The following is an 11,773-nucleotide window of genomic DNA, read 5'->3' on the forward strand; positions in this document are numbered from 1 at the left end:
CCGGCGGGCGGAGCGGTGGTGACGCTGGCGAGCAGCAATACCGCGGCAGCCACGGTGCCGGCCAGCGTGACGGTGGCGGCGGGAGCGACGAGCGCCACGTTCACGGTGACCACCCTGGCGGTGAGTGTAGCGACGCCCGTAACCATCTCCGGAACCTACAACGGGACGCAGGGAGCTACGCTGACGGTAGATCCGCCGGCGGTCACCGTGTCATCTGTTAGCTTGAGTCCGACCGCGGTGACCGGGGGAGCCTCTTCCACCGGGACGGTGACCCTGAGCAGCGCAGCTCCGGCGGGCGGAGCGGTGGTGACGCTGGCGAGCAGCAATACCGCGGCAGCCACGGTGCCGGCCAGCGTGACGGTGGCGGCGGGAGCGACGAGCGCCACGTTCACGGTGACCACGATTCCGGTGGCGGTCAACACGACGGTAAGTATTTCCGCCACGCTCAATGGCACGACAAAGTCTGTGAATTTGACAGTCAGAGCGGCAGCTCTCTCTTCGGTCTCACTCAGTCCAAACAACCCAGTCGGGGGAGCAGTGTCGAGAGGTACGGTGACTTTGAATGGCGCGGCTCCGGCAGGCGGAGCCGTGGTGACGCTCACGAGCAGCAATACCTCGGCCGCCACAGTGCCGGCCAGCGTGACGGTGGCGGCGGGAGCGACGAGCGCCACGTTCACGGTGACGACGACTCCGGTGGCGGCCAACACGACGGTAAGCATTTCCGCCACGCTCAATGGCACGACAAGGTCTGCGAATTTGACAGTCAGAGCGGCAACTCCCTCCTCGCTCGCGCTCAGCCCATCCAGCGTAACTGGTGGGACCTCCTCAACCGGTACGGTAACCTTGAATGGCGCGGCTCCGGCTGGTGGAGCCGTGGTGACGCTGACGAGCAGCAACACCTCGGCAGCGACAGTGCCTGCGAGCGTGACGGTGGCGGCGGGAGCGACGAGCGCCACGTTCACGGTGACCACGACTCCGGTGGCGGCCAGCACGACGGTTACTATTTCTGCTGCGCTAAACGGCACGACTAGGAATGCGAGCTTGACGGTCTCTCGGCCGACTCCCTCTTCGCTCACGCTCAGTCCATCCAGCGTAACCGGCGGGACCTCCTCCACCGGTACGGTAACCCTGAATGGCGCGGCTCCAGCTGGTGGGGCAGTGGTGACGCTCACGAGCAACAAAACTTCGGTAGCTACGGTGCCGGCCAGCGTGACGGTGGCGGCGGGAGCGACGAGTGCCACGTTCACGGTGACGACGACTCCGGTGGCGGCCAGCACGACAGTTACCATTTCTGCTGCGCTAAACGGCACAACTAGGAGCGCGAGCTTGACGGTAACGCCCTGACGAGCCCGTAGCTCGGGGCGGCGAGCAAGCCAATCGCCGCAACCTTGATGGAAGAGGCGGCGTCCGCCAGTCTTGTCTGGCAGACGTTGAAGTTCTCGTTAAGCCGGACGGCGAGCAGGTCACACGATCTTCCTCTTCTCCTCCGCCGTCCTCTGCATCCGCTCGCGCTTGCCCATACCTCCTCCGTTGTTCTCGGAGGCCCTTACTCATACCTAAACTACCTGTCCAGTTTTAGCGGGGTGCACTACACCCGCCGAAAACTACTGGCATACTTTCAACTCCGAAAACATACAGACTCGCCCTCGCTCCTCGGACGGCGAGTCTTCTTTTTGGGGCGGGATTTTGTTTGCCGAGGCAGTCTCGGGCTCGCAGGCGTCGTCAGGCCGACGCAGTAGTTATTCCCCGGGAAGCTACGCTTCAGCGTCATCGCCCACGCTAAAATAGGCGCAGTCCGGGTGGTGGAAGACGATGGCGCTGACACTGGCCTCGGGGTCCATCATGAAGCCTTCGGTGAGCTGCACACCGATCTCCTCCGGCCGCAGCAATTTCCAGATTCCAGCCTGATCTTCGAGGTCCGGGCAGGCCGGATAGCCAAAGCTGTATCGTTTGCCGCGGTAGCGCGCCGTAAAGCGCTCTGGCATGGCCATTTGCGGCGGGTCCGGGAAGCCCCAGTCCTCGCGGATGCGCCGGTGCAGCCATTCCGCGCAGGCTTCCGCCGTCTCCAGCGCCAGCGCCTGCAGCCCGTGCGACTTGAAGTAGTACCCGGCGTTCTTGGCTTCTTCCGCGCGCGTGCGGATCCCCGCGCCGGCGGTCACCACGAACAGCGCCACATGGTCGCGCATCCCCTTCTGCGTCGGGAGCACATAGTCGGCCAGGCACAGCCGGTCGCCTGTGCGCTGCCGCTTGAACACGAACATGTGTGCCGCCTCCGCCTTGCCCGGGGCATACAGCCGGATCGCGTTCCCCTCGGCTTCCGCCTCGAAGAACTCCCACACCGCGTGCACCTTCATGAATTCCGCCGCTTCGCGCTTGATCTCTTCCATGCCCTCGAACAGCTCCAGGGCCTTCGGCTCGCGCGCCGCCAGTTGCTTTTCGAAGTCGCCGCGGTAGCCCAGGTGCCGTCCGAACAGCATGTACGGGTTGATGTAGCTCCAGATCTCGCGCAGATCCGGCACCAGTCGCGCCTTGCGCTCCAGCGTGCTCACCGGCGGAATCGGCAGGTCCGTGCGCACTCGTGCGGACCGCGCCGTCGCCCTCACTTCTTCCGCGGCCGCGGCCGTGCTGGCGGCGGCTCCCGCAGTCTCCGCGCCTGCCGTGTGCTCGCGCAGCACGGCTTCGCGTTTCGCCGGGTCCGTCAGCTCGTTCATCAGCCGCAATCCGGTCATCGCGTCCTTGGCGTAGCACACCGCTTGGCCGTAGCTGGGCGCAATCTTCTGCCGTGTGAATTTCCCGGACAGCGCGGCTCCCCCCACCAGCAGCGGCACCTCCACCCCCGCGTCGCGCAGGTCGCTCGCCGTCACCACCATCTGCTGCGCGCTCTTCACCAGCAGCCCCGAGAGCCCGATGGCGTCCGGATGGTGCTCCTGATAACCCCGGATCAGCTCCTCCGGCGGCACCTTGATCCCCAGGTTGATCACCTCGTAGCCGTTGTTCTTCAGGATAATCTCCACGAGGTTCTTCCCAATGTCATGGACGTCGCCTTTCACCGTGGCCAGCAGCACTTTGCCTCGCGCCGCGGTGTCTGCCTTCTCCATGAACTGCTCGAGGTAGCTCACCGCCGTCTTCATCGCTTCCGCCGACTGCAGCACCTCTGCCACGATCAGCTCATTGGCGTTGAACAGCCGCCCCACCTCGGCCATGCCCTCCATCAACGGCCCGTTGACGATCTCCAGCGGCGCCGCGCCCTCGGCGCGCTTGCGCTCGAGGTCCTCGATCAGGCCGTCGCGCGTTCCTTCGATGATGTAGTGGGCCAGGCGCTGGTCGAGCGGCAGCGCGGCCGCGGCCGCCTTCTCCTTTTTCTTCGCCGTCCGGAAATGTTCGGCAATCGCCGCGATGTGGAATTGGTTGAGCGCGGTGCGCTGCTCCAGCGGTTGCTGCCGCCAGTCCGCCGGCGCCTCGCGCAGCAGCGCCGCCTGCGGATGGTCCGCCGGCACGTCCTGCGGCGGGTGCTGGAACAGCACATTTTCCGCCAGCCGCCGTTCGTGCTCGGGAATCGAGGCGAAGCGCTCCAGCCGCTCTGCATTCACGATCGCCAGGTCCAGTCCGGCTTTCGTGCAGTAGTAGAGAAAGACCGAGTTCACCACTTCCCGCGCGCCCGTCGGCAGCCCGAACGACACGTTGGAGATCCCCAGGATCGTGCGCGCCTCCGGCAATTCCTGCCGGATCAGCCGGATGCCTTCCATCGTCTCCACCGCGCCGCCGATGTAGTTGGCATCGCCCGTGGCGCAGGGGAAGACCAGCGGGTCGAAAATAATGTCCTCCGGCGCCAGGCCGTATTTCTCCGTCAGCAGCTTGTAGGAGCGCTGCGCAATCGCCAGCTTGCGCTCCCGCGTGAACGCTTGCGCCTGCTGCTTGTCCTCGTCGATGCAGCCCACCACCACCGCTGCGCCGAACTCCCGGGCCAGCGGCATCACCCGCTCGAACTTCTCCTCGCCGTCTTCCAGATTGATCGAGTTGATGATCGCCTTGCCCTGCAGGTAGGTCAGCGCCAGCGCGATCGCCGCCGCATCCGTCGTGTCGATCATCACCGGCACTTTTACCTTGCGGATCAGCTTTTCGTAGAACGCCGGAATATCCTTCCTTTCCTCGCGCTCCGTGCTCTGCAGGCACACGTCCACGATCTGCGCCCCGCCGCGCACTTGCCGCCGCGCGATCTCGCTGGCCTCTTCCCACTTCTCTTCGGCCACCAGCTGCTTGAAGAGCCGCGATCCGATCACGTTGGTCCGCTCGCCCACCAGCAGCGGCCGCGTGCTCTCTTCCGCCTCGATCATCTCGATCCCCGAATAGACCGCGCGATGTGCCGGCCTCGGCGGCCGCCGCGGCGCTTTGCCCTCGGCCATCTGCGCGATCGCCCGGATATGTTTGTCCGTCGTTCCGCAGCATCCGCCCACCAGGTTCAGCCAGCCGTGCTCCACGAATTTCGCCAACTGCCCCGCCAGCGACTCCGGCGTCTCCAGATACTTGCCCTCTTCATCCGGCAGCCCCGCGTTCGGATAGCAGGAGATGAATTCGCTGGTGAGCTGGCTGAGCGTCCGGATGTGGTCGGTCATGAATTCCGGCCCGGTCGCGCAGTTCAGCCCGAAGGCCAGCGGCCGCGCGTGGCGCAAGGAGGCCCACAGGGCTTCCACGTTCTGCCCCGCCAGCATCGTGCCCATGGCCTCGATGGTCACGGAAATCAGGAACGGCACGTCGCAGCCCAGCTCCCGTCCCAGCTTGTGGATTCCCCGCACCCCGGCCTTGATGTTGCGCGTGTCCTGACAGGTTTCCAGGATCAGCAGGTCCGCCCCGCCTTCCACCAGCCCGCGCGCCTGTTCGTAATACGTCGCGCACAGCTCGTCGAAGGTGACTCCGCCGGTCACCGTAATCGCCTTCGTCGTCGGTCCCATGGCCCCGGCCACGAAGCGCGGCTTCGCCCCCGTGGACGCCGCGTCCGCCGCCTGCCGCGCCAGTTGCGCCGCGATGCGGTTCAGCTCCCGCGCCTCGCCCGCCAGCCCGTACTCCGCCAGCACCAGCGAAGTCGCCCCGAACGTGTTGGTCTCGATAATGTCCGACCCGGCGGCCAGGTAGCGCCGGTGGATGTCCAGGACCACGTCCGGCCGCGTGCGCACCAGGTTCTCGTTGCAGCCCTCGAACGCGGCGCCCCCAAAATCCTCCGCCGTCAGCTCGCGCGCCTGCAGCATCGTGCCCATCGCCCCGTCGAGCACGAGAATGCGTTGCGCGAGCAGCTCACGCAGCGTACGGGCAGTTTCGGTCAAGTCTGGCATCCGCGGGAAAGTACTGACTCCTTGAAGGGTAATCTTCCGCACCGCCGGCAGCCCGTGCGGAGCCGGCCCGGCGGCACATCTGGCAACCTCATTGTACGCGGTCTCCCCCGGGGAATCGAACCCCCCACAAGGCCCCCGCCTGGCCCCCGTCAAGCCGTTGCTTCTTTGGCGTCTTCCGCGCCGCTGCTCCTGGTGCCCGCAAAGGGCGGTGCTATACTGCGGTCCGGTCGCATCTGTTCGTGTCCCGGGGCCTCGCAGGGGAAGCTCATCATTCGGGGTCCCCTCGGGGCGGAAGAGCGCAGACTGCCCGCGGAACCGCGTTAGAGGGTATCGGTCACGTAACGGTTCGGGTACACACTGGCCGAACTTTCTTGCCCGCACCGCCGGAATTGACTACGCTGAGGGTCCGTGAGCATCTCGTGAGCACTGCAAAAACAGCACAACCCCGCTTGACCGTTTGCCTGCTCTCTCCGCATCCGCTGGTGCTGAACGAGTTCGAGCGCCTGTTGGCCAAGCCCCAGTTTAAGGTGATCAGCAAGCAGCTGGAATCCACTCTCGCCCCGGATCTCCGCCAGCTCGATCCGCCCAAGGCCCAGATCTATGTCGTGGACGCGCATGCTGCGCGGCAGGCCACCGGCGCCCTGCTCACCAACCTTCTCGAACGCTATCCCGGTTCCCGGCTCATCGTCGTCGGCGAAAAGCATGACGAAGCCAACAGCTATGCCATGCTGCGCACCGGCGTGAAGGGCCTGCTCACCTATGCCGAAGCGCGCGAGCAGCTTTCCCGGGCTCTGCCCCTGGTGGCCCGCGGCGGTTTCTGGGTGCCCCGCCAGTTGCTTTCCAATTTCGTGGATTCCATCCTTGTCGGACAGGGCCGCCGCATGAAGACGGACTCCGTGGCCAATCTCAGCCGCCGCGAGCAGGAAGTCCTGGAATCGCTGCTCGAAAATCTGGCCAACAAGGAAATCGCCAGCAAACTGAATATCGCCGAGCGCACCGTCAAATTTCACGTTTCCAACCTGCTCAGCAAGTTCGGCGTGCGCCGCCGCGCGGACCTCATCCTCCTTTGTTTTCAGCGCCGCATCTCCCAGGCTTAACCGTGCCGGAAAATTGGAATTGTCAAGCGCGGCGCGCTCTTTGCGCCTCGGATTGGTTTTCGGAGCGATCGATCTCCGATTCCGGCCGGGTCGGAAAGATTCCGGCCGGGTCGGAAAGAATCGCAACTTCAAGTATTGCAACCCGGTCGTTCCACAGGGGCGGCTTCCGCAGCCACGCGGTCCTCTTTCGCGCTGACAAGTTTCCGCCTTCCTGTTAGTTTGTTTTGGCGAAGAATTTCGTTGCCCTCGGGAAGGGGGACTACTCGGCGTGAACATTCTGGTGACCGGTGCCGCAGGCTATATCGGAAGCGTCTGCGCGGAAGTGCTCCTCGCCCGCGGCATGCGCGTGGTGGCTCTCGACAACCTGCAGGAGGGGCACCGCGCGGCCGTTCCCCCGCAGGCTGCCTTCGTCCACGCCGATCTCGCCAACCGCCCGGATCTCGACCGCGTCTTCGCCCAGCACCGCTTCGATGCCGTCATGCATTTTGCCGGGGAAGCCCTCGTCGCCAAGTCCATGCGCGAGCCCAGCACCTTTTTTGCCGCCAACGTCGCCTGCGGCGTCAATCTCCTCGACGCCATGGTCCGCCACGGCGTCGCCCAGTTCATCTTTTCCTCCACCGCCGCCACTTATGGCGAGCCGCAGATCGTTCCCATTCCCGAAGACCACCCCCAGAAGCCCATCAATCCCTATGGCAAATCCAAGCTGGTCTTCGAACAGATTCTCGCTGACTACGCCCAGTACACCGGCCTGCAGTATGTCGTCCTGCGCTATTTCAATGCCGCCGGCGCCTCCCCCGCCCTCGGCGAGGCCCATCGCGAGGAAACCCACCTCATTCCCCGCGTGCTCGCCGCCGCCGCCGGCGACATCCCCTGCGTCGAGGTCTTCGGTACCGACTATCCCACGCCCGACGGTACCTGCGTCCGCGACTACGTGCACATCCTGGACATTGCCGAGGCTCACGTCCTGGCCCTCGAATCCATCGCCCGCGTCACCGGCAACGCCTTCAATGTCGGCAACAGCCGCGGCTATTCCATCCTCGAAGTCATCGAAGCCGCCCGCCGCATCACCGGCCGGCCCATTCCCCACAAGCTCTCCCCGCGCCGTCCCGGCGACCCCGCTGTGCTCGTGGCCAGCGCCGAAAAGCTTCGCCGCGAGCTGCACTGGGAGCCCCGGCACTCCTCGCTCGAAAATATCGTGGAAACCGCCTGGCGCTGGAAGCTGGCCCATCCCCATGGCTATCCGGAGTAGGGAACAGGCCGGGGAATTTTCTAGTCGAACATCCGGTACCGGAAGATGAACCACAGCGCCTGCAGCCCGTCGCGCCAGGTGATTTTCTTGCCTTCCTCGTACGTCCGCCCCGCATAGGTAATCGGCACTTCGTACACGCGCCAGTTGCCTTTGGCGATCTTCGCCGTGATCTCCGGCTCGAACCCGAAGCGGTTGGAACGCAGCCGGATGCCCGCCAGGACCTCTCGCCGGAAGACCTTGTAGCAGGTCTCCATGTCCGTCAGCTTCAGGTTGGTCAGCATGTCCGAAAGCAGCGTCAGCGCCTTGTTGGCCACGTAATGCCAGAAGTAGTGCACGCGTTGCGGCCCGCCCAGAAACCGCGACCCGTAGACCACGTCTGCGCGCCCGTCCAGGAGCGGCTCCAGCAGCTTCGGATAATCGCGCGGGTCGTATTCCAGGTCCGCGTCCTGCACCAGCACGATCTCCCCGCGCGCCTCGGCAAAGCCCCGCCGCAGCGCCGCGCCCTTTCCCTGATTCTTCTCCTGAAAGATAAAGCGCAGATCCTGTAGCGGAATGGCCTCGCGGCCGTCCTGTGCCTCCACCGCGGCCGCGCCCTGCGCCTGCCGCGCCTGCATCTTCTCCAGAATCTGCCGCGTCCCGTCCGTCGAGCAATCGTCCACCACCACCACTTCCTTGCGCTGCGGCGTTTCCAGCACGCGGCGCAGAATCTCTTCGATGGTGCCCTTTTCGTTGTAAACGGGAATGACCACGGAAACGGTCGGATCGATCAACGCGGCGGGATTGTAGCGTGGCGCAGTCATAATGAAGCGAGAATTGTAGCGGTCCGCCCGCCGGAGAGTAAAGAAATCTCCCGGCCGCGTGTTTCGCCCCGCGCACCTCTCGGCCGGCTTTGCCCGCCGCACCTCGCCCGGGTATCCTACCAAGTGTGACCGCGAAGCGGTCATCGCCTTTCCCCGGGAACGCTCCGGGCTACGCACCATGGCCACTTTCTACATCGAACAGTTCGGCTGCCGCGCCACCCAGGCGGACGCCGCGGCCATCGCGCGCCAGTTGTGTGAGCAAGGCTGCTCCCCCGCCGCCGATGCCGCCGCCGCCGTGGTCATCGTGAACACCTGCACGGTCACCGCCGCGGCCGATGCCCAGGCCCGCGACGCCATCCGCTCCATTCATCGCCGCAATCCCGCCGCGCGCATTATCGTCACCGGCTGCTACGCCCAGCGCGCTCCCGAAGATCTCGCCGCGCTCCCCGGCGTCCACTGGGTCGTTGGCAATTCCCACAAGCCGGAAATCCCGCGCCTCGCCGCCAGTCTCGCTTCGGCTCCCCAGCCTCCCGCGGCCGCGCCTGCCTGTGACGGCGCGTTTCTTCCCCTCGCGCAGCTCCTTCCGCAGCCCCCCGCGCACAGCCCCGCCCAGATCCTCACCGGCAGCATCCTCGATGAGAGCGGCATGCTCGTCGCTCCCGTCTTCGGCGGGGAACCCGGCCCCGATGGCAGCGGGGCCGGCCACACCCGCCCCATCTTGAAGATTCAGGACGGCTGCAACAGCCGCTGCTCGTTCTGCGTGATCCCCTTCGTGCGCGGCCGCAGCCGCAGCCTCCCGCCCGCCGCCGTCCTCGAGGAAATCCGCAAGCTGGCCGCGGCGGGCTATCGCGAGGTCGTTCTCAGCGGCATCAATCTCGGCGCCTACGGCCGCGATCTCTCTCCGCGCGTCGAATTCCTCGGCCTCCTGCGGCAGATCCTCTCCGCAACCCCCCTCGAGCGTCTGCGCGTCAGTTCCATCGAGCCGCTCGACGTCACCGAGGAGCTCATCGCCCTCGTCGCCTCCACCGCGCGCCTCGCCCAGCACTTCCACATCCCGCTGCAGTCCGGCTCCGACCGCATCCTGGCCGCCATGCACCGCTGGTACCGCGCCGAGCACTATGCCATGCGCGTCCGGCGCATCCACGAGCGCCTCCCGCACGCCGCTCTCGGCGCCGACGTCATCACCGGTTTTCCCGGCGAAACCCAGGACGACCACGCCGCCACCCTGGCTTTCCTCCGCGGCCTCCCCTTCACCTATCTCCACGTTTTCTCTTATTCGCCGCGCCCCGGCACGCACGCCGCCGCGCTCCCCGGCCACGTCCCCGCCGCTGTCATCAAGCGCCGCGCCCGCGAACTCCGCGCCCTCGGCGAAGAAAAAGCTGCCGCCTTTCGCCGCTTCCAGCTCGGCCGCGCCCTGCGCGTCCTCACCCTCCATCGCGCCGAAGACGCCGCCCCCGGCGCTACCCCTGCCATCTCCACCAACTACTTGCGCGTCCGCGTCCCCGGCGACTGGCCCTCCAATCACTGGCTCGATGTCCGGATAATGAGCGAAGAAGGGAACTGCCTGCTGGCGGAAACTGTGGGAAAGCCTGCCTCTGCTGCGTCCTACCCCTCGAAGATCACCTGCGCCAGCGCCTGAGCCGCGGTGTGCGTGAGGCTCAGCGCGATGTGCTTCACCCCCAGCTCGTCCGCGATCGTGCGCGCCGCCCCGTGCAGTTCCAGCGACGGCTTCCCGCCCTTCTGCCGCGCCACTTCGATGTCCGTCCAGTGGATCCCCCGCCGCCAGCCCGTCCCCAGCGCTTTCATCGCCGCTTCCTTGACCGCGAAGCGCCCCGCGTAGCGCTCGTACTTGTTGCGGTACCTCTCGCAGTACGCTCGCTCCGCCGGCGTGTAAATCCGCCGCAGAAACGTCTCCCCATGCCGCTCGATCGCCGTTCGCACTCGCTCCACTTCCGCTATGTCCACGCCCAGTCCGACGATCACGCCGCCTCCTGCCGCCCCGCCCGCTTCCGCACGAGCAGAATTGCTCTCCCCGATTTCAGCCCGCCACCGCTCTGCGATTATACTGGTAAGCCTGTGCCCACAGCCAAAAGACAATCCGAGCGGCGCTCGCCCGCCCGCAGCGCCAAGACCGCGCCGGTCTCCCCGCCTTGGAAGCTCCTCGCCAGGGGCAGCGTGCGTGTTCTGCGCGCCGCGCCGTTCGATAAAATTCCCTGGCTCGTCCACGGCTTCAGCACCCGCCCCGGCGGCGTCAGCACACTTGTCGACCGCTCTGCGGTCGCACGTGAAGCCGACCGCTCTGCGGTCGCACGTGAGAAAGACGAGCGTGTCTTGAATCTCGGCTTTACCGACTGGGACACCCGCGAAAACGTCATCGAAAACCGCAAGCGCTTCCTCCGCGCCGCGGATGCCGCCGCGATGCCCCTCGTGTCCCTGCGCCAGTTCCATTCCGACGTCATCCGCCTCTTCGACGCCGCCCCGCCCGAGCCCTGCCGCGGCGACGCCTCCGCCACCGATCGTCCCGGCCTGCTTCTCGCCGTGCAGACCGCCGACTGCGTGCCCATCCTTCTCGCGGACACCCGCCGCCGCGCCGTCGCCGCCGTGCACGCCGGCTGGCGCGGGACCCTCCGCCGCATCGTGCAGAAGACCGTCGGCCGCATGCGCATGGAGTACGGCACGCGCCCCGAAGATCTCGTCGCCGCGCTCGGCCCGGCCATCGGCGGCTGCTGCTACGAGGTCGGCACCGAAGTCGCCCGCGATTTCTCTTCCCAGTTTGCCCGGGCCGCGGAATGGTTCGACGAACTGCGCACTGGCGATGAGCCCAACCCTTTGCAGTGGATGAACATGATGCCCCCCGGCCACCAGCCGCCCCCGAAAAACGTTCTGCTCGATCTGCGCCAGGCCAATCGCGCGCAGCTCCTCGACGCCGGCCTTCCCGAAAAAAACATCTTCGTCAGCGGCCTGTGCACCGCCTGCCGCACCGATCTCTTCTTCAGCTACCGCAAGGAAGGCCCGCAGTCCGGCCGCCTCATGGCCGTCATTGGGATTCGTGAGGATTCACGCCGCAAAGCAAAAAGTTAACAGTCAACAGTTAACAGTCAACAGTCGACAGTCACAGTCCACAATCTGTGCCAAAATTACCGATTGTCATCCTGAGCGAAGCGATCGAAGATTCCGACCCGGTCGGAAAGGATCTCAACTGTCAGTGTCTGCAATGCGTCACGTTACGATTCTGCGGGCCGGGAATAAACTCCGGATGACGATGATTATTTTTTCCGCAGCCCGTTAAAAGTTGAAAGT

At 65.7% G+C, this 11,773-nt stretch carries 9 protein-coding genes; 5 read left to right on the forward strand and 4 right to left on the reverse strand.

What is annotated here, in order from left to right:
• Nucleotides 1-155 precede the first annotated feature (155 nt).
• A complete protein-coding gene (locus LAN61_03290; protein MBZ5539527.1) occupies nt 156-1,025 on the reverse strand; it encodes a hypothetical protein in 870 nt (289 codons plus the stop codon).
• 16 nt (nt 1,026-1,041) lie between these two features.
• On the opposite strand from LAN61_03290, the gene LAN61_03295 reads away from it, so the two are divergent.
• Nucleotides 1,042-1,344, forward strand: coding sequence for a hypothetical protein (locus LAN61_03295; GenBank protein ID MBZ5539528.1), 303 nt, complete (start codon nt 1,042-1,044; stop codon nt 1,342-1,344).
• A gap of 410 nt (nt 1,345-1,754) precedes the next feature.
• On the opposite strand, the gene metH is transcribed toward LAN61_03295, so the two are convergent.
• A complete protein-coding gene (metH, locus tag LAN61_03300; protein MBZ5539529.1) occupies nt 1,755-5,327 on the reverse strand; it encodes a methionine synthase in 3,573 nt (1,190 codons plus the stop codon).
• Nucleotides 5,328-5,746: 419 nt separating this feature from the next.
• Here metH and LAN61_03305 point away from each other — a divergent pair, with 419 nt between their 5' ends.
• Together LAN61_03305 and galE are read left to right on the forward strand one after the other, a co-directional pair.
• Entirely contained in the window at nt 5,747-6,424 is a 678-nt protein-coding gene (locus LAN61_03305; protein ID MBZ5539530.1) for a response regulator transcription factor, read from the forward strand.
• Between the two features lie 268 nt (nt 6,425-6,692).
• Nucleotides 6,693-7,673 carry a UDP-glucose 4-epimerase GalE gene (gene galE / locus LAN61_03310; GenBank protein ID MBZ5539531.1) on the forward strand — a complete coding sequence of 327 codons (981 nt, stop codon included), beginning with the start codon at nt 6,693-6,695 and terminating at the stop codon, nt 7,671-7,673.
• 20 nt (nt 7,674-7,693) lie between these two features.
• Here the strand turns inward: galE and LAN61_03315 are convergent, their stop codons facing one another.
• Nucleotides 7,694-8,473 carry a glycosyltransferase family 2 protein gene (locus tag LAN61_03315; protein MBZ5539532.1) on the reverse strand — a complete coding sequence of 260 codons (780 nt, stop codon included), beginning with the start codon at nt 8,471-8,473 and terminating at the stop codon, nt 7,694-7,696.
• Nucleotides 8,474-8,531: 58 nt separating this feature from the next.
• On the opposite strand from LAN61_03315, the gene mtaB reads away from it, so the two are divergent.
• Nucleotides 8,532-10,112: a tRNA (N(6)-L-threonylcarbamoyladenosine(37)-C(2))-methylthiotransferase MtaB gene (gene mtaB / locus LAN61_03320; protein ID MBZ5539533.1), complete on the forward strand. Its 1,581-nt coding sequence runs from the start codon at nt 8,532-8,534 to the stop codon at nt 10,110-10,112.
• Here the strand turns inward: mtaB and LAN61_03325 are convergent.
• Nucleotides 10,079-10,456 (reverse strand): holo-ACP synthase, encoded by a 378-nt coding sequence (locus LAN61_03325; GenBank protein MBZ5539534.1) that lies wholly within the window; start codon nt 10,454-10,456, stop codon nt 10,079-10,081. The genes mtaB and LAN61_03325 overlap by 34 nt on opposite strands.
• On the opposite strand from LAN61_03325, the gene pgeF reads away from it, so the two are divergent.
• Nucleotides 10,391-11,554, forward strand: a complete 1,164-nt coding sequence (gene pgeF / locus LAN61_03330; protein ID MBZ5539535.1) for a peptidoglycan editing factor PgeF — start codon at nt 10,391-10,393, stop codon at nt 11,552-11,554. The genes LAN61_03325 and pgeF overlap by 66 nt on opposite strands.
• The last annotated feature ends 219 nt before the right edge of the window (nt 11,555-11,773 follow it).

This window comes from Terriglobia bacterium (genome assembly GCA_020072785.1).
Lineage (GTDB): Bacteria > Acidobacteriota > Terriglobia > Acidiferrales > UBA7541 > Acidiferrum.